The sequence below is a fragment of the Halanaerobium hydrogeniformans genome, assembly GCF_000166415.1.
Classification (GTDB): domain Bacteria; phylum Bacillota; class Halanaerobiia; order Halanaerobiales; family Halanaerobiaceae; genus Halanaerobium; species Halanaerobium hydrogeniformans.
The window spans coordinates 483,529-506,196 of record NC_014654.1 but is presented as its reverse complement, the minus strand read 5'-3'; the positions used below and the strand labels follow the sequence as shown (position 1 = coordinate 506,196).

The following is a 22,668-nucleotide window of genomic DNA, read 5'->3' as shown; positions in this document are numbered from 1 at the left end:
AAATGAGCAAATATCAATTATTAACCGAAAAAAGCCCAGTTGGTATAATAACCTGTGATTTAAAAGGTAATGTGAATTATCTCAATGACCATATGTTATTACTTCTTGGTTCTCCGGGCAGAGAAGAAAGTAAAAAAATAAATCTATTGGATTTTGATCTATTAAAAAACACTCAGTTTTCTGCAGAACTTAAGCAGTGTTTAAAAACTGGTGATACAAGAAGTTTTGAAATGGAATATGAATCTCTTTGGGGAGAACATTTCTGGAGCAAGGTTTTTATTACAGCTATAGAAGAAAAAGAAGAAATTACTGGTGCCCAAATAATCATAGATGAGATAACAGATTATAAGCTGATTGAAAACAAACTTAAAACTTATCAAAAAAGGTTTGTCCAAGCACTAAACTTTGCCAATGCCGGGCTTTGGGAATATGATATTAATAGTGGTTCATTGTATTGGTCTAAAGAATGTGAAGCAGTTTTTGGGCTTGAAGAAGGTGAATTTGAAGGTACATTTGCTGCTTTTTTGCAGAGAATACATCCTGATGATAGAGATTATGTGATTAAAGAAAACCAGCCTATATTTGATCTTAAAAAAGATGTAGAACTTAAATATGAACACAGAATAATAAAAAAAGATGGGACAATCAGCTGGGTAAAAGAACTAGCAGGTTTAGTGAAAAATAAAAGTGGTAATAAAATAGTAGGTTTCATAATGGATATTAGCGATAGTAAAAAATTAAAAGAAGAACTAATCTCTACTAAAGAAATGTATGAAAATATTGTTAAAACACAAAAAGAAATGATTTGCAGATTTTTACCTGACACCACTTTAACATTTGTTAATGATGCCTACTGCAGAAATATGGGTAAAAGCAGAAAAGAACTCTTAGGCAAAAAATTTCTTAGCTTTATCCCTGAGAATAGGCATGAAATGATATTAAAACACCTTGAAAAACTTACCGAAAACGAAGAAGAAATAACTTATCAACACAAAATTTTGTCTGCAAACGGTAATAAGATTTGGCATGAATGGACTGACTATCCAATCTATGATGAAGAGGGTAATTTAAAAGAATTTCAATCTATTGGGCTGGACATTACCGAAAGAAAAGAAAAGGAAAAAGAAATTGCTTTTTTAGCTAATGCATTAAAAAATGTTTCAGATTCAGTTGTTTTAACCGATAATAACTTTAAAATAAAATATATCAATCAAGCTGCTGAAGAGCTCTTTGGCTATAGTTTGAATGAATTGGAAAATAAAACGCCAGGGATCTTTAATGCTGAGCCACTATCAGAAAAAATCCAGCAAGAAATGTATGAGAAAATATCAGAAGGCAAAATACATACAGAACAGCTTTTAAACAGACGCAAAGATGGTTCAACATTTATCTGTGAACTTAAAATAACACCAATAAGAAATGAAGAAGGAGAAATATATGCTCATATTGGAATAGAAAGAGATATAACCGCGAAGATAAAGCAGAGTAAAAAATTGAATTTTCAACTTAAGTTTCAAAAGACCCTTGCTGAAATTTCAAGCTTATTATTTGAAGTAAATTCTGCAAATATAGACAGGAAATTAAATAAAGCTTTAGAAAAGATAGCAAAGTTTTTCAATGTAGATAGAGGCTTTATATTTCAGTTTTCAAAAGCAGAAAAACGTATGTATTATAGTCATGAATGGTGTGCTGATGATATCGAATCTTTTAAAAATTTTAAACAAAGTTTGGCTATAGATGATTTCCCCTGCTGGACCAAAGAGCTAGCAAATGATGAGGTTATAAATATTGAAGATATATCTGATATGCCAGCTTGTGCTGAAGCAGAAAAAGAATTATTAGAAACTTATGCTTTTGATTCATTAATTGTTTTACCCATGTTTATCGATAACAACTTTTTTGGTTGTTTTGGTTTCGATTATAAAATTGAAAATATCAAATTTAATAAAGAAAATATTAGTTCTTTAAAAATATTTACTAATGTTCTTAAAAATGCCTTTGCCAAAAACATAAACAATAAAAGAATAATTGAGCTGAGCTTTAATGATAGTTTAACTGGTGTTTATAACAGGCGTTTTTTTGAAGCAGAATTAGAAAGACTTGATACCAAAAGACAGCTGCCGATCAGCTTTATCATGGCAGATATCAATGGCTTAAAACTTATCAATGACTCTTTAGGCCATAAAAAAGGAGATCAACTGCTTATCAAAAGTGCTAAATTGTTGCAAGAAGAAATACAAGATGAAGATATAATAGCTCGTTATGGTGGAGATGAGTTTATAATATTATTAGCTAAAACAAAAAATAAAACTGCTCAAAAAATAGTAGATAGGATCAAAGAAAAAACTGAAGAAACTGCAGAAGATGAATTAACGGTTTCAATAGCATTAGGTACAGCCTCAAAAACTAAGGCAGGCCAGGATATAAATAGTGTTTTAAAAAAAGCTGATGATAATATGTATCAAAATAAATTATTAGAAAGCCGCAGTACCAAAAGTAAAATAGTTAAAGGGCTGTTAAATAGTCTAGAGGTAAAAAGTAATGAAACAAAAGAGCATACCTTAAGGATGAAGAAGTTAGCCGCAAAATTTGCTAAAAGGTTAGGTTTAACTAATCTAGAATCAAACAGATTATCACTGCTTGCCAGCTTACATGATATTGGCAAAATAACTATAGATGAAGAATTGTTAAATAAAGCAGATCCTTTAACAAAAAAAGAATGGGCAATAATGAAGTCACACCCTGAAACAGGATATAAAATTGCAAACTCTTCAAAAGACTTCTTTGTCATAGCAGAAGAAATATATACACATCATGAAAGATGGGATGGAAGCGGATATCCCCGCCAAATCAAAGGAAAAGAAATACCATATTTAGCTAGGATAATATCAATTATAGATGCTTATGATGTAATGACCAATGAGAGACCATACAGTAAGGCTATAACCAAAGAGCAAGCATTAGCAGAAATCAAAAAATGTGCGGGCAGTCAGTTTGATCCAGAATTAGCATTAGAATTTACTGCAATGATGCAAAAAAATTCTTAAATTTATCTAATTAAGAAGATTTTATGTTATGATATTAACTTTTGGGACCATATTAGATATATAAAAACCACCCGGGTTTTAATTTCCAGGTGGTTAGTTTTTGCTTGATTGCTTTAATTAAAAGCTAACTGCTAGAGATGTAGTAAGTGAACTTGAATCTGCATCTTCATCTTCATATTCTCCATCAATCCACTTAGCTTCTACATTCCAAACCGTATTTTCTGAAAGTTCTCTATTCAGATGACCTTTGAGATAATTATAGTTAAGCTCAGTGCCTGTATCGGTATCAATATCTTTATTTACCCAGCTTGCACCTAGAGTTGTAACTTCATCCATGGCATATTCTGTACCAACTTCGATAAATCTAACATCTCTATCTGCTGCAAAACCATCATCCATAGTATACTCAACTAAGGCATGGTTTGTGAAGTCACCATAAAGATTATCCAATCTAAGTTCTACAGCCATTTCATCTTCATCATTAACAGTATAATTATCACCTGGCTGAACCAGACTATAATTAGCTGTTATAGTATTGTTTGCATCTAAAAGAAATTCTGCTCCCAGATTGAACTTATCATAGTCAACATTATTTCCTTCTTCAGCACCTGCTAGATCATCTTTAAAAGCGTAGAAGTCTTCACCTACGGTTTCAAAACCGGCAAATACTGTTAATTCATCACTTGCAGCAAATTCTCCGCTTAGATTGAAGAGAATATCATCTTCGTCTTCAGAATCATTAAAGACCAGCTCTCCACCTAAAGTTACAGCATCTGTTAAAGCTATCTCTTCAAGTGCTAAAGAGAAGTTAGTGGTTTTACCATCTGTACCTCTAAGGTGATATACACTACCTGTAACCAGGGCAAAATCAACTTCAGTAGCTGCACTGATTCCATAGATATCATCTACTTCATCATCACCAAAACCGGCAGTTAAGAAAGTCCAATCAAGACCATAATAATCTGTGGTTACTTCTACTCCCTGTAGATCTTCTTCATCTACAAAATAGGTAGCTATGCTGTAATCCAAAAGATCTCCAGCCTGTAGGGTATTAAATAGCTCTCCCTCATAATCAACGCTTAATAGGGCTGTATCCATTAAAAAATCTTCCTGATTATTTTCTCTGTAGTCAAATGCACTTTTTTCTTCGCTAAATACATTTACTATTGTATCTAATTCTAAATGAAAATCAGCTCTACCTAAATTACCATAAACATCGAAACCTATTTCCTGCCAGAATCTTTTTTCAGATGGAAGATCATCTGCGTCTCCCCAGTCGAAATCATCTGCTGTAGGATCAAAGTTTCCATCTTCAGGAGTAACTATATCTCCATCATAAGTTGGCAGATCTAAATCTAAGGCATCATCATCAGCCCATAATTTCATTGCTGCTCCGATTTCTTCATCTTCATCTGGATAGTCAGCAACCTCAAAGATGGTTTCTACTGTTACAGCAAATTCTATGTTATCTTCAGGAACATCCATAGCATCTACTCTAGCTTCTAAAGCCTCAAGATCTTCTACTAAAGCATCTATATCTACCCCTAAAAGCCTTAATTCATTTCTCAGCTCATAAACTAAAACCTCGGTAATTTCTGTTACTTCTTCTACCTGTTCATCTGTAAATTCTTCCGGTAGATTGGCTTCCATATGTGCTTCTACCATTGCATAAATTTCCTGAGCCTGTTGATAGCTTAAACCATCATCTCTATCTTCCAGCTCAGCCATCATATTATCTAAGGCCCTATTTACCATGACAGCCATTTCGTAACGAGTCATGGCTTCCTGGCCTTTGTATTCCCCATCTGGATATCCTTCTACTACCCCAGCAGCAACAAGGGAATCGATAGCATCATATGCCCAGTGACCATCAGGCACATCAGAAAAAGATGCTGATACTGGTAAAGCTAAAGCAAATATTAAAAATAAAGCGGTTATCAGCGTTAATTTCTTCATCTTTTTTTAACCTCCAATTATTTTTTATCTAGGTCAAACTTAAATATTTAATATAATCAAAATGAACTAATATCTACCTCCTTTTCTTAAAATGCTAATTCCTAAACAATTAAGAAATATAATCCAATTACTAAATTTCATTATATCATTTATATTTTAAGATATCAAAATTAAGCCTGAGATTTCCAGGCTTTTCTGGAAAAAAGAATAATCAGTGGTAATATTTCTAACCTACCGGCCAGCATACCAATAATATAGGTGAACTTGATTACCGGTGATAAAGAAAGCATTCTTTCGGTTGAAATAAAAGATGGCCCGATATTACCCAGGGCAGAAAACATGGTAGAATAAGCTTCTAATCCATTTAAATCAGAAAAAAGTGCAGTTATAATCCCACCGATCACTATCAAAATTAACCAGAAGGTCACAAGACCGGTCAACTTATAGATTTCATCTTTAGATAATATTTGTTTATCTACAGTTACCGGTAAAACAGCATGTCTGGGATAATATATCTTTTTAATATCTCTTTTAAATAGGCTTCTTAAGATATTAAGCCTCATAATTTTTATACCACCAGAGGTAGAACCAACACTTCCTCCGATAAGCATCAATAATAAAAATAGCTGTCTGGCTGCCACCGGGAAAAATGAAGAATTTATACTTTCTGTACTGAAACCAGTGGTAGTAACTATGGCAGTAATCTGAAAAAGACTTTTTCGAAATATCTCCTCTATGGAACTATCGACTGCGGTATTTAAAAGCACAATTGTTACAAAAAGAAAAAGTGTTCCATAGAATATTATTTTGAGCAGGGTTTGAAATTCAGAGTTATTCTTAATTTCTGCAAAATCTTTAGTAAAAAAGCGAAAATGCAGCAGAAAGTTAACCCCACCTAAAAACATAAAAAAGATAATAACATATTCTATTAATCTAAAGTACTGATAGCCACTAGCAGCAAAATGAGCTATACTCTGGTCATAATGTGTAAATCCACCGGTGGAAATGGTGGTAAAGCTGATATTTAAAGCATCAAAAAAAGAAAGCCCCAATAAATTTAAAATTATAGTCTGTGCAATAACAAATACAATATAGATTGACCATAAAATTTTAACCGTACGGTAAATATTGGGCACCGGTCTTGATAAATTATATTTATGTCCTTCAGCACTGAAAAAATGCCAGCTTTCTCCACCAGCCCTGGTTGAAATTAATAAAAAGAAAGTTAAGATTCCAAGCCCTCCCAAAAACTGCATTAAACTCCGCCAGAAAATAATAGATTTCGGCATAAAATCAAGCCCGATAAAAACTGTTAAACCGGCAGATGTAAAACCAGCTGTTGACTCAAAAACAGCATCAATCAGTGATTTTTCTAAAGCGAATATGAAAGGAAAAGCACCAAAAAAAGATATTACAATCCAGCTAATTGCACAAAGCTGCATGGCTGTAGTTAAATTTATGTTCTTGTTATCTTTATCACTCAATACCTTTAAAATTATGGCAGTGAAAGCAGACAATATAATAGTATAATAATAAGCCTGATAAAGATTATTACCCTCCCTATAAATAAATGCCAAAGCAAGAGGAAATAATAAAATAATTGCTAATATAAAAAGCAGATAACTTAAATAGTAAAATATTGCATTCACTCGGCTTGACTTGATCATTTACTTTCCTCCTGAAATCAAAATCTTAAAAGGGCTCCACAGCTAGAATAGAAGTGAAGCCCCTTAAGCTTAATACTATTTGTTCTCTTCAAAAAGTCCTATTCTAACGCCATCCGGGTCTTCGATTATAATAAATCTACCTGTTTGAATATCAACAGGACCTCCAACTATTTCTACCGATTGTGAAGCTAAAAAACGCATCGTTTTTTGCAGACTATCTACCTCATAACTAAGCTGAACTTTAGAAGCTCTTTCTTCAATATAGTCTCTAACATTTTGGTCTTCAATAAGTTCCAGCTGGTTACCATTGCGGTCTTCTAAAAAGATGATCTCTACTCCTTCTCTGGGACTAAATCTTCTCACAAGTGAAAGGTCTAATACATCTGTGTAAAACTTAAAAGATTTCTCAAGGTCCTTGACTTCTATCGTGGCAAATTTAAATCTCATGCAAGAATCCCCCCTAATAGATTGATTAACTTTTTAAGGCAAAGTCAACAGCTTTTTTAGCATGTAATTGGGAAGTAGCAAAAACAGGAATGCTAACATCCTCATCTTTTATCAAAAGTGGTATTTCTGTACAACCTAAAACAACACCTTCTGCACCCCGAGTTTTAAGAGCCTCGATTATTTTTTTAAATTTAGTCCTTGATTGCTCTTTAATGATTCCAGAAATCAATTCCTGATAGATAACATTATGGATTATCTCTCTTTCTTCTGCCTCAGGTATCAATACCTCCAGCTGATAATTGTCTTTTAAACGTTTTTTATAAAAATCTTCTTCCATGGTAAATTTAGTTCCCAGCAGGGCAACCTTATTAAGGCCCATTTCTTTTATACTCTCACCAGCACTATCAGCAATATGCAGGAGAGGAATATTGATTGCAGCTTCAACCTCAGCTGCCATCTTGTGCATGGTATTTGTGCAGATTAAAAGTATATCTCCACCTGCTTTTTCTAATTTAAGGGCTATCTCTATCATCTTTTCGGTTAAAAGCTCCCACTGGCCCTGATGCTGAAGCTTTTCAAATTCAGCAAAATCAACAGAATACATAATAATTTCTGCAGAATGCGGCTCTCCAAGCTCTTTTTTAACGAATTGATTGAGCATCCTATAATATTCAAGTGATGACTCCCAGCTCATCCCACCAATTAAAGCAATAGTTTTCATCTAGATTCCCCCAGTAAAATATATCAATCTTTCTGTATTAATATAGTTCAATATCAACTACAATTTTCCTGTTTTTAAGGCAAAAGAAAAACCGGAAGTATAATACTCCCGGTTGATTGTTTATATATAATTCTTTTATTTAGAATTTAACTGTTAGAGAAGTAGTTAAAGCACTGCTTTCTCCAGTAACTTCTTCTGAACCAACATCACCTTTGATCCATTTACCTTCAACATTCCAGACAGTGTTTTCTGAAAGTTCTCTGTTCATGTGACCTTTAAGGTAGTTGTAGTTAATGTTGTTTGTACCATCAGTTTCATCATTTTTGTTAACCCAGGCTGCACCTAAAGTTGTAACTTCATCCCAGGCATATTCTGTACCAAGTTCGATTACTCTAACATCTCTATCTGCAGTAAAACCATCATTCATAACATACTCGATTGAAGCATAGTTATTGAAATCACCATAGAGGTTATCTAATCTTACTTTTGCTGTCATTTCGTCTTCAGGCTGTACATCTGCATCTACAAATTTGTAGGAACCACTGATACTATTATTTGCATCTAAAGCAAATACAGCTCCAACTTCAACTTTGTAGTATTCTTGATCAGTTTCTAGATCATCCTGCCAGAAAGAGAAGTCTTCGCCAACCATTTCGAACATAGCTGTTACTGTTAGATCATCACTAGCCATAAATTTACCATCTACAGCAAACAGGAAGTCACTATCATTGTTAAATGGAGCATCTGTACTATCGGTAAATGCAACTTCTCCACCAAGTACTACAGTATCTGTTAAAGCAATATCAGAAACCGCTAAACCAAGTACATTTAGTTGGTCATCAGCTAATCGAGCCTGATAAGCTCTACCGGTAACAGTACCGAAATCCATGTCTTTTGCTGCTGTTACTCCATAAAGATCTATCTCACTATCATCACCATAACCAGCAACTAAGAATATCCAGTCTATATCCAAATAATCTTTATGAACTACTAAACCCTGAAGATCTTCTTCATCTACAAAATATCTAGCTATACCATAATCCAATAAGTCACCTAATTTGATTGTGGTATCAGCATATTCAACAGTTAAAAGTGCGGTATCCATCACAAAATTATTATCATCATTTTCTGTATAACCAAAAGCACTTTTCTCTGCAGTAAAGACATTAACTAAGGTATCCATTTCTAGATGGAAGTTAGCATCTCCAACATTACCATAGACATCGAAACCGATTTCCTGCCAGAATCTCTTTTCAGAAGGAAGGTCATCTGCATCTTCCCAGTCTAAATTAACTTCTTCAGGAGTTATTCCAAGTGCATTTGCAATACTTTCTTCAGATAAATCATTATTTGTTGCATCTAATGCATCTTCTAATGAAGCTGCTGGATCCCATGTTGGAAGATCTAAATCTAAAGCATCTCCATCAGCCCATAATCTCATAGCTGCTCCTACATTGTCACCATAGTCTGCAACTTCGAAGATAGTTTTTACTGTTACTGCAAATTCGATGTTATCTTCTGGAACATCCATAGCATCTACTTTAGCCGCTAAAACCTCTACATCTTCAAAAAGAGCATCCAGGTCTGCACCAAGAACTCTTAACTCTGCTCTTAATTCGAATGTAAGAGCTTCTACGATATCAGCAACTTCTGAAGCCTGTTGTTCTGTTAAACTATCAGCCATATTTCTTGCCATTAAAGACTCAACTATTGCTGTTACATCTGCTGCCTGACCTTCAGTTAGACCTTCAGCCATTGCTTCCTGTTCTGCAATAATATTGTCTAAAGCACGACTAACCATTACAGCCATTTCATAACGTGTCATTGACTGCTGACCTTTGTACTCTCCATCTGGGTAACCTTCAATTACACCAGCAGCAACAAGTGAGTTAATTGCATCATATGCCCAGTGATTTGCAGGTACATCAGAAAAAGAAGCAAATGCTGGAACCGCCAATGCAACTACCAGGATTAAAGCGATTGTTATTATTAATTTTTTCATTATTATTTATCCCCCTTGATTTTTCTAATTGATCTATTTAAGTTCTAAAATACTTAAATAATCTCAGAGGACATCAGAGCGAGTAACCTAGTTTCCTCTTCATCTGTCCAATATTCAAATCTAAGTTTTAGAACTACTATAACTCTCAGCAGACGTATCGGGGGCACCTCCTTTCCTACGTAAACTAGCCAAGAGAATATAATCCAGTTTTAAAAATTTAACTCCATGATTCGAAATTATATCACCGTTTAAAATATTTGGCAATAGGATTTTTTTGTCCATGTGATTATCTTGTGATAATGTCATAGTGAAATTATCTTGATAAAATGTCACTATGAGAGGAGAAAAATATTATCTTATGTCCCAAACACAATTGAATAGGTATCATGTCATTTCTATGGTCATTGATAAAAGTATGACCAACTCAGAAGCTGCACAGGCTTTAGACCTTAGTGTTCGCCAAATAATTCGTTTGAAGAAAGGTGTGAAAAAAGAAGGTCCATCATTTTTAGTTCATAAAAATAAAGGTCGTAAACCTATTCATGCTTTTTCTGAGGATTTCATCAGTAAAATTGTTGCCCTGAAAAAATCCGACTTGTATCAAGGTGCTAACTTCCTGCATTTTCAAGAATTACTAGAAAAACATGAAAACATCACCATTAGTTACAACGCACTTCATACTATTTTAAGCAGCAATGGTGTCAAAAGTCCCAAAAAGCATCGCAAAAAGAAAGTTCATAACCGTCGTAAACGCAAAGCAAAAGAAGGCCAATTAATCCAAATTGATGCCAGTCCACACGATTGGTTTGGTACGGGAGAAAAATATGACATTCATGGTGCCATAGATGATTCCACCGGTAAAATAATGGGCCTTTACATGACTAAAAACGAGTGCCGACAGGGATATTTTGAAACTTTAAGATCTGTGGTCTTAAATTATGGTATACCCGTCAGTATTTATACTGATAGACATACTATCTTCCGTTCACCTAAGGCAGACAAACTTACAATTGAAGAACAACTTGCTGGTAAAACTGTTAAAGATACTCAGTTTGGAAGAGCCATGAAAGAACTTGGAATTACTATGATTCCTGCACGCTCACCGCAAGCTAAAGGACGTATTGAAAGATTATGGGATACTCTTCAAAGCAGACTGCCTGTTGAATTTAAGATAGCAGGTATATCCACTATCGAGCAGGCTAATGAGTTTTTTGCTGGCTACTTAATCAAATTTAATGAAAAATTTGCTGTAGCACCTGAAGACACCATTTGCGCTTTTAGAACTCTTCCTGAAAAAATTTGTCTAGATAATATACTTTGCGTTAAGGAAGAAAGAATACTTGATAATGGTTTAACTTTTTCTTTTTATAATCAGCGCTTCAAGGTCGTTACTAATAGTATGTCAGTCTATCCAAAATCGAAAATCAAAGTTCTTCTTAGTCCTAAATTCGGTGTGAAAGCACAATATGGTGAAAAAATTTATGATGTTATCCATTGGACTGAACATAAAAAATCAAAAGTTAAAAAGAGTAAAACTAATTCTAATAACAAATACAGACCAGACGATGGGCATTATTATAAATATGGACATCAAGCCTGGCAAAAAGTAACTTTTGAAGACAGTGATCACGATATACTGAAAATGCTGGAAAAAATATTTCTCACTCAAATTGCCTGATATGTTTGGTTTAAACCCCAAACATATCTCCCCTTTGGGGGTGACATTTTCTCAAGATAAAATTGGTATAAAAAAGTGACATTTTCAAAAGTTATTGACATAGGATTTTTTTGTCCAGAAAAATAAAAAAAGACTCCTTCTTATGACTGGCATAGAGGGAGTCTAGTAGAAAATATTTGTCTTTATATTTAATTTAAAAATCGTATCCTAAACCGATAGTATAAGAAAAGCCGCGACTGTAGATATTACCCTGCTGTTCATCCTCAAGCTCAATATATAGGTAATCGATTTTAGCATTTATATCCCAGTTATCAGCAAAATCTCTCACATAACCAACCCCAGCTCTAACACTGATACCATTGCTGAGATCATAATCATTTTTCCCTGCCTCTAATTTGCTGTCAGGAGAAGCATCTAATGTCTGGTAAACAGCACCTTCTAAATCAGTGGTTTTAGTACCCCAATGATAACCAATCCCCCCACTAAGATACCAGTTTTCATCAATATTATAATCTGCTAAAAAAGTTAATCCATGAAGATCCACAGCTATTGAGCCTTCATGTGGTCCTTGAATGCCACTATTATTAACTTCCTCAGCATCATAACTCTGCTCTACTTCACCAAAAATATATTCATATCGAATATTTAAATCCCAGTTATCATTAATCGGTCTTTTAACACCTAAATAAATTAATGGAACCCTATCAATTTCATCCATCTTTTCCACATTAGATGGGGTGAATAACTGATTTCCTCCTAAAACACCTGTTTCTGCAATATTATTCAAATCACGAATCGTCTCATTATAAGTATCTAAAGTAACATTAGTAATATTAAAACCACCGATAAGCTGCCAATCAGAAGCAGCTGCACTGCCCGACAATAAAGCAACCATTACTAAAACCAAAACCAATAAAGATATTTTTGTTTTCAATTCTAATCCTCCTCATAATAAATAACAATATTTTCCTGCAAATAAAAAACCCGAGGGAAAATCCCCCGGGTCATTATATTTCTTTATATGTGTCTATTTAGAAGCTTACTGTTAGAGAAGTAGTTAAAGCACTTGAATCTGCATCATCACCCTCATATTCTCCATCGATCCATTTAGCTTCTACATTCCAAACGGTATTTTCTGAAAGTTCTCTGTTCATATGACCTTTCAGATAGTTATAGTTAATTTCAGTTGTACCAGCATCGTCTATGTCTTTGTTAACCCAAGCTGCACCAAGAGTAGTTACATCATCTAATGCATACTCAGTACCAAGTTCGATTACTCTAACATCACGATCTTCTGCAAAATCATCATCCATTGTATATTCTACAGATGCATAGTTTGTGAAATCACCATAAACATTATCTAACATAACTTCAACAGTGTGCTTATCTTCGTCTTGATTAGCATCTACCCATGTATATGATCCACTAACTGTATTATTTTCATCTAAGTCAAATGCCGCAGCTACATTGAAGAGATCATAATTATTATCTTCTTCTAAGTCGCCTTGCCAGTTATTGAAGTCTTCACCAACAGTTTCGAACATAGCAGTAAGAGTTAATTCATCACTAACTACGAACTCTCCGTCTACAGCAAATAGGAAGTCACTTTCTTCATTAAATCCAACTGTACTATCAGTAAATGCAACTTCTCCACCAACTGTTACAACATCTGTTAAAGCTACATTAGAAACAGCTAAACCAAGTACATTTAACTGATCTTCAGGAAGTCTAGCCTGATAAGCTCTACCTGTAACTGTACCGAAGTCCATATCGGTTGAAGCAGTTACACCATAAATATCGATATCATTTAATATGATACCAGTATCTCCTACCTCTTCGTCACCTTCACCGTAACCGGCTACTAAGAATGTCCAGTCAATATCTAGATAGTTCTTAACAACTGCTAACCCCTGTAGATCTTCTTCATCAACGAAGTAGCGAGCTATACTAGCATCTACATGATCTCCAACTAAGAAAGTGGTATCAGCATAGTCAACAGTTAAAAGAGCTGTATCCATTGCGAAGTTACTTTCATCATCTTCTGCATATCCAAAAGCAGATTTTTCTTCGGTAAATACATTAACTAAAGTATCTACTTCTAAGTGGAAGTCAGCGTCGCCAACGTTACCATATACATCGAATCCAATTTCCTGCCAGAATCTCTTCTCAGAAGGAAGGTCTGCTTCATCTACATTTGCATCTTCCCAATCACCAAAATCCTCAGCTAAATCAAGATCTAATGCATCTCCATCAGCCCATAAGCGACCAGCTTCTTTTACATTGTCACCATAATCTGCAACCTCAAAGATGGTTTCTACTGTTACACCAAATTCAATGTTATCTTCTGGTACGTCCATAGCGTCTACTTTAGCTTCTAAAGCTTCAAAGTCTTCATACAGAGCGTCTACATCTGCACCAAGTACTTCTAATTCTGCTCTTAATTCAAAAGTAAGAGCTTCTACGATATCTGCTACTTCTTCTGCCTGTTGATCTGTAAGACTTTCAGGCATGTTTCTTTCCATTAAAGACTCAACGATAGCAGTTACGTCATCAGCTTGACCTTCAGTTAGACCTTCAGCCATTGCTTCTTGTTCAGCCATGATGTTATCTAATGCACGGCTAACCATAACAGCCATTTCGTAACGTGTCATTGATTCTTGACCTTTGTATTCGCCATCTGGATATCCTTCTACTACACCAGCAGCGACAAGTGAATTGATAGCATCATATGCCCAGTGATCACTAGGTACGTCAGAAAATGAACCATGTCCTGCACCTAATGCTGGAACAGCTAATGCAACGACTAGCATTAAAGCTATTGTTATTGTAAGTTTTCTCATTATTATTTATCCCCCTTGATTGTTTTCGATCTAATTTATATAAGTTCTAAGTGACCTATATAATCTCAGAGGACATCCGAGCGAGTTGCCTAGTTTCCTCTTCATCTGTCCAATCGATTTAAGTATAAGTTTTAGAACTCTTATATCTCTACCACTCCGCAGCTTCGGGGGGCACCTCCTTTCCACCGCATTTTAGCTTCGAGATTATAAGCATAAGTTAATAAACACAGATAATCCAAAATCGAAGAATTAATTCAAAGATATTTCACAAAAACTTCAAATTCTGGCTATCCTACTGTCTATTTTAAGGTTATTTAAGCTCTTTGTCAAGTTTTTCAAGGTATTTTTCGGCAATAATCAGGGCTGCATAGTCATCTAAGGGCTTTTTTACCTTCCATGAGATGAATTTCCTCAAAAGTTTTTCATATCTAGACATCGGCTTTTCCCTTAGATAGCGGGCCTGAGCTTCTTCTGTGCTGAATTTTTCATCAACCACCGTTATTTTTTTATTTATTTTTAATTTTTCAATCTTTTTTATAATTTTTTCTGCTCCTGTACCATTACCGACGATGATTTCGTTTATTTGATATTTATCAAATATCTCATTTAAATGATCTTCAAATTCAGTTAGGCTTACTATCGTCTTTTCTCTTTCCTCTTTATCTCTGCTTATAACAGCGGTTCCAATTTTATTTCTACCCGGATCCAAAGATAATAGTTCCTCAGTCATTGTCATTTATCTCCTCTAATTCGAACTCCAGATTATTTGTCAGTCTATCTTCACGCCAGATATCTGAAGCTGCATATACTTTAAGTTCAATCCTACCACTCGAATCTCTAACCTGATTTACAATATCATAGAACATGCTGAAGTTGATGCTGCCCACCTGACCGGAATCATCAGGTAAAAGACCCTTGTTGATCGCTCTCTGGTTGACAGATCTAAGCAGGGTTTCTAATTCTGCCTCGATTTCTTCACTGCTCTGGTCTGAATCTATGACCCTGGAATTTATCAGTTCACCTTCTTCAAAGACTATAAAATCCTGATTAAGCTGGAAGTTTGCATAAAGCCAGTCATTTTTGGGAACATTTACCCTGGCAACAAGACTTACTATAACCTTGGAGCCTGGATCCATATTATAGATTACGCGGGCGGCATTTAAGATATCTTCTGTCTGCAGTCTTAAGGCCATACCTGTTTCTTCATTGACCTCTATTTCTCTTTCTTTGGCAACCTCATTTGCTGACTGTAGATAGCGATTCAGTTCAGAAATTGTTTCCTGTTCACTGCGTCCACCCTCTATAACATCACTATAGATTACTTCACCTCTCTGGTAGACCATATCTTCACCCATGTAATAGATAACTCCTGCCTGGAGCTGGTTTGCCAGATCCCTTAACTGATCATAGTCAGCCTCTAGGGCAGCAATTTCTTCATCCAGATCATCTATCTGAGCTTCTAAATCATCCCGCTGGGCACTTAACTCATCTACCCGGGCTAAAAGTTGATCTCTGTTTTCTGTTAAATCAGCCAGTTCCTGTTCTGTTTCTGCAATCTCCTGATCTCTGGCTGCAATTTCTCTTTCTTTATCTAAGATCTCAGCTTCCCTGTCTGTTATTTCTTCTTCCCTGGCCTCTATTGTCTGCTGTAAATCACTTAATTCTTCATCTCTTTCGGCCAGCATCTGATCTCTAGTTGCCAGCTCCTGGTCCCTTTCTTCTAATTGTTCATTTAGATATTCTAATCTAGTTAATACCTCATTAATATTAAAGAGGGCATTTCTCAACTCAGAGTAAACCCCTAATAATACTGTTATTGAAAGTACGGCGATTAAAACACCGGTAATAATGGTAATTATTACAGAAGAATAACGGGGGCGGAGACCAAATAAAGAGACTCGTTTTTTACCCATCTTCATCCCTATCTTGTCACCAAGATAAGCTATTAAACCACTTAAAAATACTACTGAAAAGATAATTACAAAAGCGTTAATAATCTCCACCTCCTAAAATTTAAATTATTGTTTTGCCGTTTTATATAAAAGTCCTGAACCAACTAAAAAGATTATTATATTCTGCAGCCAGGCTCCAAGCCATGGTTCTATCGTACCCTGACTGCCTAAAGCATCTCCGATGGTCATCAGCACATAATAGATAAAGATGATTATGATACTGATCCCAAAACCTGTTGCCGAACCGGCAGAACGCTGTGGTTTGATCCCCAGTGGAGCTGCCAGGAGGGCAAAGATAAAGCTTGCCATCGGAACCGAAAAGCGGTGGTGGAACTCAACCCGCTCTTCATATGCTGCCCTGCCCTGCTGTTCTAAAAGTGCGATGTGTTCATTTAATTCTCTGATATTCATCTCATCTATATCCTTACCAAGCTTACCAGCCTGGGCTGGAGAATGGATATCCTCCCGAGAACGGTACTGGCTGAACTCTAAAGATGGTGAACGGTCCTCTCTGTCCAGAAAATAGACTGTGCCATTAAAAAAGCTCCAGCCATCTCTCAGCCAGAGGGCTTCCTCTGCTTCAAGTACGCTTCTGGGTCTACCATCTTCAAAGCTCTGTAATACCACATCTGTCATCCTGCCGTTTTCGGCATTAAAACTTTTTGCATAAAGCATATAGTCAGGTCTGCTCGTCCTGCTGTCTAAAGGGGTTAAAAAGAGGTCATACTGGGTATCCGGTCTTCGCTCCCCGTGTTTAAATTGATGGATTATCTGTTCTGCCTGATAATTTGCACCAGGTACAATAAATTCTGTGATAGCGATTGTAATCCCACTTGTTACAAGTCCCATAATCAGGGCAGGTAAGACTATAGCCATAATACTGATTCCTCCCGCCCGCATGGCTGTTATCTCACTATCACCGGACAGCCTGTTATAGGCCATAATGGTTCCTAAAAGTGCTGCCATCGGGAAGGTCAAAATAATTATCTCCGGCAAACTTAAAAAGAAAAGCCTGAGCAGGGTTAAAACATCTACTCCCCATTCTATATAATATTCTGTCACCTCAAAGATCAGATCTGTACCGATAAAGATACCGGTAAAAGCTGCCACCCCGAATAAAAAAGGTGCTATCAATTCTTTGTAGATGTATTTATCAACTGTTTTCAAAAAAGATGCACCTCACTAAATTTTAAATTTATCTCCTAAATAGAATTTGCGGGCCAGCTCATTTTCTGAGATCTCCTCAGAGGTTCCGGAAAAGAGGATCTTACCTTCATGCATGATATAGGCTCTATCTGTGATAGAAAGGGTTTCCCTAACACTGTGATCTGTGATCAATACACCCAGCCCTCTTTTTTTAAGATAGCGGATAATATCCTGAATATCGTTAACAGCGATCGGGTCTACCCCGGCAAAGGGTTCATCAAGCAGGATAAAATCTGGATCTGCTGCCAGAGAACGGGCGATCTCCACCCGACGTCTTTCTCCCCCGGAAAGCTGAAAGCCCTTGCGGTCTCTAAGCCCCTCTATATGAAATTCTTCTAAAAGATCTGTAGTAATCTGTTCTATTTTCTCTTTACTGTAATCTTTGTGTTCTAAAATAGCTCTCAGGTTATCGGCAACCGTCAGCTTGCGAAAAATAGAGGCCTCCTGAGGTAAATAGCCTACTCCAAGCCTTGCCCTTTTAAAAACGGGTAGCTCAGAAATATCGTGTTCATCAAAAAAGATCTTACCCCCATCGGGGTTGATCAAACCGAGGATCATATAAAAGGTGGTGGTTTTCCCGGCCCCATTGGGACCTAAAAGACCCACTATCTGGCCCCTTTCTACCTTAATGTCAACCTCATCTACAACCCTCAGTTTATTATATACTTTAACCAGGCCTTCTGCCTTAATTGTCATCGTTTGCTTCCCCCTCGGGTAGACTCAGTTTAGCCTGTCCCCTCAGTCTTATCTCATTTTCAGCCTGATTTATCTCTGCAGAATTAGCTGAAAATCTTTCTCCATTTCTTTCTCCCCGGACATTACCACTTAAATGGGTTACTTCCCGGTCCAGATAACTGATGATCTCATCTGCCTCTGCCCAGAAATCCTCATATTCTAGATAGGCATTGCCAAAAGCTTCTATCCTTTCTTCAGCCTGATAGATTTCTATCCTATCAGCCTCAAGATAGCTGTCAGCAGCTTCTAAAACAGCATCCTGTTCTAGATAAAAAACCTCTGATTCTATATTACCGGTTAATTCATGGGCTCTACCCTGATAGTCCTGATAAAAAAGTTCTACATTATATCTGAACTCTATTTCTCCACTGTAGCGGTGGTAAATACCCTCATCTTCAGCAGTAATTCTCAGCTCATCATACAGCAGCTCCACATCTCTGCGGGCCTCGATGATCTGACCGGCCTCACTATCTAAAAAATCTAGCTCATCACCGGTTAACTGCCTGGCTGCACTTACACTTCCGACCGTAAAAATCATTATTAAAATTAATAAAATTGTAATAAATTTTTTATTCATCATTCTGCTCCTCAAAATATACTCCTGCCCTTGTTTGATTTTCTTCGGCATAGAGTCTTAAATTCCTTAAATTTAAATCAGAATCAAATCTTTTAGCTGTAGAAGTGAAATCAGCCCCTCTGATCTGCACAGAATCTCTTCCCTCTAAAAAATCTTCATTTAAAAAGTAGTCAAGTTCATCAGCCTCGATAAAATAGCGGTCACTTTCTATTTCCACATTACCCCTGAGTTCAATATAGTCTTCCCGGGTAAAATACTGACCGAAATCTCCCTTTAAGGTATAGAGTAATTCTCCATCTTCACGGTCATAGACCTCGATTTCAACCGGGTATAGCTCCATCCTATTTTCAGACTGGTAGTTATCTACCCGCTCACTGATCAACTTCAGTTCATGGTTTTGATTTCTGTTGATGATGCTGAACCTGACATCTTCTAATTCTTCTTCTGCCCCCTCTTCGACCTCATTTAGATCATTCGGTTCTATAAAAGGGGGATCATCAAGGGTTAAAAAGAGAGAAATTACTATTATCATAAAAATAAAGAGCCCCAGAAAAATATGTTTTTTATCCATTTCCTTTGAGCCCTCCCTCTGCTAACAATAATTCTGCTGTCTTTTTAACCGCACCTCCACCTCCGAGTTTTTCTTTTACCTCCCGGAGTTTTCTTTCTGCTTCAACCAAAAGCCCCTTATAATTAAGCCACTCTTCTGCCTGAACATAGATATTTTCTGCCGTACATTCCTGCTGCAAAAGTTCTGGCAGTATTTGCTTACCGGCGATGATATTAGGTTTACCGATAAATTCTATCTTGAAAAAATATTTGGCCAGAAGATAGGTGCTTAAACTGGATTTATAGACTATTATATGGGGTGTAGTTAAAATAGCTGCCTCTAAAGTCGTTGTACCTGAGGCAGTAATTAAAAATTCGGCTGCTTCCATCAGCCTGTAGTTATTATCACGCACTATTTTTAGGTCTAGCTTAAAATCATCAGTAAATTCTTTTAAAAATTCATCTTTTACCCCTTCTGCTGCAGCCAGAACAAAACTAAGGTGATCGAAATTTTCATCCAATCTCTGGGCTGCTTTTAAGATCTCCGGTAAAAGAGCCTTGATCTCTCCCCTGCGGCTGCCGGGAAAAAGCCCGATTACCTTTTTCTTTTTTCTGATCTTAAAATCTGCTTTAATAGAGTTTTTGTCACCCTCGACCTTTACCAGATCTAAGAGTGGATGACCAACAAATGTAACCTCTGCCCCTGCTTGCCGATAAACATCCCTTTCCATCGGTAAAACAGCTGCAATATGGGTTCCATAATCAGCCAGTTTTTTGGCCCGCCCCTTATTATAGATCCAGGCGGTTGGTGGAAAATAGTTAACAGCCTTAATGCCCTCTTTAGCACAGGCTTTAGCCAGCTTCATATTAAAAGCAGAATAATCAACCAGAAAAACCAGGTCTGGTTTTCTCTCTTTTAAAAGTTCTTTCAGCTTTTTTAAATGCTTAAAATGGGTTCTGAGATTTTTAAAGGCTTCCAGATAACCGATGGTACTGATCTCTGTGGGATCGATGATTATCTCGGCCCCTGCTTTTTTTAAAGCAGTTGAGCCCATCCCGAACACATTAACCTCTATATCTAAAGCTTTAGTTTTTTCTTTTAATTCTTTTATAACTGCAGCAGCATGCATGTCTCCAGACACTTCTCCTGCAGAAACCATTATATTTAACAATTTAAGATCATTTCTCCTTTATCAAAAGAAGCAGCTGCAACAACCAGCCCTTCTTTTTCTGCTCTCCGGCAGAATTCTGCCTGATCAAGCATAAAAGTTTTTTCGGCTTCGATTACCAACCCTGCTGCCTGATGTTCTAAAAGCAGTTCTAAAGTATTAAGGCCAACTGTGGGAATATCAAAGCGGAAATCCTGTTCCTTTTTACTGCATTTGGCCATCACAAAACCAGGACCACCAAATTTAGCAGCCCTTTTGATCGCCTCATCTGTACCTTCAACTGCCTCAAGGGCCATAACAGCTCCATCTTTAACCAGAGCGGTTTGCCCGATATCAAAACGACCCAGATTATAGGCTGTTTTAAAACCATAAGCCAGTTCTTTTTTCAGCTTGGCTGAAGGATCACCTGCTAAAATACCTCTTTTCGCTAAAATATCTTCCAGCAAATAGTGCTGAGCTAAGACATCTATCCCCAATTCTATAAACTGATCAACCAGAGCTTTTAAAATGGTATCATCATTGAAGTTGGGTAGTGAAGCTAAAAGCATTTTCAGCTTAAGATCAGCTTCAAAATCTTTAAAAAGCTTTTCTTTATGGATCTTGCCCAAAAGGATCAACCGGCTTATCCCTTCTTTTTTTAAAAGCTCGAGCAGCAGATTAAAATCTGCCAGGTTAACTGTCTGCTCCTTGCAATCCAGATCAGAGAACTGAGCGGTTATTTCTTCTGCTATTTTGATTACTATAAAATCTTCTCCCCGGGCTTCTGCTCTTTCGGCCCAGAGGCGGGGCATATCTCCCCAGCCTGCCAGCAGTGCTGTTTTTGCCATCTTAAATCAACCTACCTGCAAATTCCGCGGCTTGCATTTCTTAAAAAGCGCAGAAAATGTTCTATCTCTTGACTTGCATCAAGTTCCTGATCCATTTTTTCTATTGCATCAGCAATATTTAATTTAGATCTATAGAGGATCTTATAGGCTCTTTTGATTTCTTTTCTCAGCTCTGGAGAAATACCATTCCTTCTTAAGCCAACTACATTGATCCCATTGACTCCAGCTGGATGGCCATCTACCAGAATATATGGTGGTACATCTTTAACTACCTTAGAATGGGCACCTACCATACTCATCTTACCAACCCTAACGAACTGGTGGATTCCGGTCATTCCGGATACAACCGCACTATCTTCTATTGTTACATGTCCTGCTAGATTTGTGCCATTTGACATCACTATATTAGAGCCAAGATGACAGTCATGTGCTACATGACAGTAGGCCATGATTAAATTATCGTTACCAATTCTTGTCTCCGCTCCGCCATCAGCGGTCCCCCGGTGAATTGTTACATATTCTCTGATAATATTATTATCACCAATAAATAGATAAGTCTTTTCTCCATTGAATTTTAAATCTTGAGGTTCAAAACCAATTGAAGCCCCATGTGATATCTCATTATTTTTCCCGATTGTAGTCCAGCCTTTAATAACTACATGGGGTCCAATAACTGAACCTTCTCCTATTTCAACATTTTCGCCGATAATAGAATAAGGTCCTATTTTTACATCTTTCGCTAGTTTGGCTCCATCAGCCACAATTGCTGTTTCATGAATGTTTTGATTCATATGAAGCACTTTTCCCTTTTTCTTTTCTGCTGCCAAAACGATCATTCCCCTTCCCTATTTGTCCTCAAATGTGAACATCATCTGGGCTTCTGCAGCAATTTGATCATCAACATAAGCTGCTGCTTTAACCTTCGATATTCTTTTTCTAAGTCTTACTATTTCTACCTTTATATTCAATTGATCTCCAGGTACAACTGGATTTCTAAATTTAGCTTTATCTATACTTGTAAAAATGGGCAGCTTATCTTCCATATCATCAAAACTATAATAGATCAAGATACCTGCTACCTGGGCCATCGCCTCGATTATTAAAACTCCAGGCATGATGGGACGCTCCGGGTAGTGACCCAGAAAAAATTCCTCATTTATCGTAACATTCTTTATCCCCAGTATTGACTCGCCCTTTGTCATCTCTTCAATCTTATCTACCAGAAGCAAAGGATAGCGGTGAGGTAGAATCGACCTTATTGTATTAATATCAATTATATCATTTAACTCACTCAA

General features: G+C 36.5%; 19 protein-coding genes. 2 read left to right on the top strand and 17 right to left on the bottom strand.

Features of this window, described 5'->3' with window-relative positions; translation table 11 throughout:
• Positions 1 to 2 precede the first annotated feature (2 nt).
• Complete coding sequence (locus HALSA_RS12325; protein ID WP_013405019.1) at positions 3 to 3,047, top strand: PAS domain S-box protein; 3,045 nt, start codon at positions 3 to 5, stop codon at positions 3,045 to 3,047.
• Positions 3,048 to 3,164: 117 nt separating this feature from the next.
• Here the strand turns inward: HALSA_RS12325 and HALSA_RS02240 are convergent, their stop codons facing one another.
• The 5 genes from HALSA_RS02240 to HALSA_RS02220 all read right to left on the bottom strand — a co-directional run bounded on the left by HALSA_RS02240 (position 3,165) and on the right by HALSA_RS02220 (position 9,840).
• The gene (locus HALSA_RS02240; protein ID WP_013405018.1) at positions 3,165 to 5,003 is read right to left on the bottom strand and encodes an S-layer homology domain-containing protein; all 1,839 of its coding nucleotides are present in this window, start codon (positions 5,001 to 5,003) and stop codon (positions 3,165 to 3,167) included.
• Positions 5,004 to 5,173: 170 nt separating this feature from the next.
• A complete protein-coding gene (locus HALSA_RS02235) occupies positions 5,174 to 6,670 on the bottom strand; it encodes a TrkH family potassium uptake protein (protein ID WP_013405017.1) in 1,497 nt (498 codons plus the stop codon).
• Positions 6,671 to 6,745: 75 nt separating this feature from the next.
• On the bottom strand, positions 6,746 to 7,117 hold the full coding sequence (locus tag HALSA_RS02230; protein WP_013405016.1) for a VOC family protein: 372 nt from the start codon (positions 7,115 to 7,117) through the stop codon (positions 6,746 to 6,748).
• Positions 7,118 to 7,142: 25 nt separating this feature from the next.
• A complete protein-coding gene (locus tag HALSA_RS02225) occupies positions 7,143 to 7,838 on the bottom strand; it encodes an aspartate/glutamate racemase family protein (protein ID WP_013405015.1) in 696 nt (231 codons plus the stop codon).
• Between the two features lie 139 nt (positions 7,839 to 7,977).
• Positions 7,978 to 9,840 (bottom strand): S-layer homology domain-containing protein, encoded by a 1,863-nt coding sequence (locus tag HALSA_RS02220; protein WP_013405014.1) that lies wholly within the window; start codon positions 9,838 to 9,840, stop codon positions 7,978 to 7,980.
• Positions 9,841 to 10,198: 358 nt separating this feature from the next.
• On the opposite strand from HALSA_RS02220, the gene HALSA_RS02210 reads away from it, so the two are divergent.
• Positions 10,199 to 11,518, top strand: coding sequence for an ISNCY family transposase (locus HALSA_RS02210; RefSeq protein ID WP_013405013.1), 1,320 nt, complete (start codon positions 10,199 to 10,201; stop codon positions 11,516 to 11,518).
• Between the two features lie 193 nt (positions 11,519 to 11,711).
• Here HALSA_RS02210 and HALSA_RS02205 read toward each other — a convergent pair whose 3' ends face one another.
• The 12 genes from HALSA_RS02205 to fabZ all read right to left on the bottom strand — a co-directional run bounded on the left by HALSA_RS02205 (position 11,712) and on the right by fabZ (position 22,668).
• Entirely contained in the window at positions 11,712 to 12,452 is a 741-nt protein-coding gene (locus HALSA_RS02205; protein WP_013405012.1) for an outer membrane beta-barrel protein, read from the bottom strand.
• Positions 12,453 to 12,549: 97 nt separating this feature from the next.
• Complete coding sequence (locus HALSA_RS02200; RefSeq protein WP_013405011.1) at positions 12,550 to 14,358, bottom strand: S-layer homology domain-containing protein; 1,809 nt, start codon at positions 14,356 to 14,358, stop codon at positions 12,550 to 12,552.
• Between the two features lie 310 nt (positions 14,359 to 14,668).
• On the bottom strand, positions 14,669 to 15,088 hold the full coding sequence (gene ruvX, locus HALSA_RS02195) for a Holliday junction resolvase RuvX (protein ID WP_013405010.1): 420 nt from the start codon (positions 15,086 to 15,088) through the stop codon (positions 14,669 to 14,671).
• Positions 15,081 to 16,361, bottom strand: coding sequence for a DUF3084 domain-containing protein (locus HALSA_RS02190; protein WP_013405009.1), 1,281 nt, complete (start codon positions 16,359 to 16,361; stop codon positions 15,081 to 15,083). The genes ruvX and HALSA_RS02190 overlap by 8 nt, the downstream gene beginning before the upstream one ends.
• A gap of 15 nt (positions 16,362 to 16,376) precedes the next feature.
• Positions 16,377 to 17,477, bottom strand: coding sequence for an LptF/LptG family permease (locus tag HALSA_RS02185; RefSeq protein WP_013405008.1), 1,101 nt, complete (start codon positions 17,475 to 17,477; stop codon positions 16,377 to 16,379).
• Between the two features lie 15 nt (positions 17,478 to 17,492).
• On the bottom strand, positions 17,493 to 18,212 hold the full coding sequence (gene lptB / locus HALSA_RS02180) for an LPS export ABC transporter ATP-binding protein (protein WP_013405007.1): 720 nt from the start codon (positions 18,210 to 18,212) through the stop codon (positions 17,493 to 17,495).
• Positions 18,202 to 18,828, bottom strand: a complete 627-nt coding sequence (locus tag HALSA_RS02175) for an LptA/OstA family protein (protein ID WP_013405006.1) — start codon at positions 18,826 to 18,828, stop codon at positions 18,202 to 18,204. The genes lptB and HALSA_RS02175 overlap by 11 nt, the downstream gene beginning before the upstream one ends.
• Entirely contained in the window at positions 18,821 to 19,399 is a 579-nt protein-coding gene (lptC, locus tag HALSA_RS02170) for an LPS export ABC transporter periplasmic protein LptC (RefSeq protein WP_013405005.1), read from the bottom strand. Before lptC ends, HALSA_RS02175 begins: the two co-directional genes overlap by 8 nt.
• Positions 19,392 to 20,549, bottom strand: a complete 1,158-nt coding sequence (lpxB, locus tag HALSA_RS02165; RefSeq protein ID WP_013405004.1) for a lipid-A-disaccharide synthase — start codon at positions 20,547 to 20,549, stop codon at positions 19,392 to 19,394. The genes lptC and lpxB overlap by 8 nt, the downstream gene beginning before the upstream one ends.
• Complete coding sequence (locus HALSA_RS02160; protein ID WP_013405003.1) at positions 20,543 to 21,373, bottom strand: LpxI family protein; 831 nt, start codon at positions 21,371 to 21,373, stop codon at positions 20,543 to 20,545. The genes lpxB and HALSA_RS02160 overlap by 7 nt, the downstream gene beginning before the upstream one ends.
• An 11-nt stretch (positions 21,374 to 21,384) precedes the next feature.
• Positions 21,385 to 22,209, bottom strand: a complete 825-nt coding sequence (gene lpxA / locus HALSA_RS02155) for an acyl-ACP--UDP-N-acetylglucosamine O-acyltransferase (protein WP_013405002.1) — start codon at positions 22,207 to 22,209, stop codon at positions 21,385 to 21,387.
• Between the two features lie 9 nt (positions 22,210 to 22,218).
• Positions 22,219 to 22,668, bottom strand: a complete 450-nt coding sequence (gene fabZ, locus HALSA_RS02150) for a 3-hydroxyacyl-ACP dehydratase FabZ (RefSeq protein WP_013405001.1) — start codon at positions 22,666 to 22,668, stop codon at positions 22,219 to 22,221.

Excerpts from the sequence above, each read along its gene's own strand:
- ruvX (WP_013405010.1), bottom strand. The coding sequence starts at position 15,088 with ATGACTGAGGAACTATTATCTTTGGATCCGGGTAGAAATAAAATTGGA.
- lpxA (WP_013405002.1), bottom strand. The coding sequence starts at position 22,209 with ATGATCGTTTTGGCAGCAGAAAAGAAAAAGGGAAAAGTGCTTCATATG.
- HALSA_RS02240 (WP_013405018.1), bottom strand. The coding sequence starts at position 5,003 with ATGAAGAAATTAACGCTGATAACCGCTTTATTTTTAATATTTGCTTTA.
- lptB (WP_013405007.1), bottom strand. The coding sequence starts at position 18,212 with ATGACAATTAAGGCAGAAGGCCTGGTTAAAGTATATAATAAACTGAGG.
- HALSA_RS02225 (WP_013405015.1), bottom strand. The coding sequence starts at position 7,838 with ATGAAAACTATTGCTTTAATTGGTGGGATGAGCTGGGAGTCATCACTT.
- HALSA_RS02220 (WP_013405014.1), bottom strand. The coding sequence starts at position 9,840 with ATGAAAAAATTAATAATAACAATCGCTTTAATCCTGGTAGTTGCATTG.
- HALSA_RS12325 (WP_013405019.1), top strand. The coding sequence starts at position 3 with ATGAGCAAATATCAATTATTAACCGAAAAAAGCCCAGTTGGTATAATA.
- HALSA_RS02235 (WP_013405017.1), bottom strand. The coding sequence starts at position 6,670 with ATGATCAAGTCAAGCCGAGTGAATGCAATATTTTACTATTTAAGTTAT.
- HALSA_RS02175 (WP_013405006.1), bottom strand. The coding sequence starts at position 18,828 with ATGAATAAAAAATTTATTACAATTTTATTAATTTTAATAATGATTTTT.
- HALSA_RS02210 (WP_013405013.1), top strand. The coding sequence starts at position 10,199 with ATGTCCCAAACACAATTGAATAGGTATCATGTCATTTCTATGGTCATT.
- lptC (WP_013405005.1), bottom strand. The coding sequence starts at position 19,399 with ATGGATAAAAAACATATTTTTCTGGGGCTCTTTATTTTTATGATAATA.
- HALSA_RS02230 (WP_013405016.1), bottom strand. The coding sequence starts at position 7,117 with ATGAGATTTAAATTTGCCACGATAGAAGTCAAGGACCTTGAGAAATCT.
- HALSA_RS02160 (WP_013405003.1), bottom strand. The coding sequence starts at position 21,373 with ATGGCAAAAACAGCACTGCTGGCAGGCTGGGGAGATATGCCCCGCCTC.
- HALSA_RS02200 (WP_013405011.1), bottom strand. The coding sequence starts at position 14,358 with ATGAGAAAACTTACAATAACAATAGCTTTAATGCTAGTCGTTGCATTA.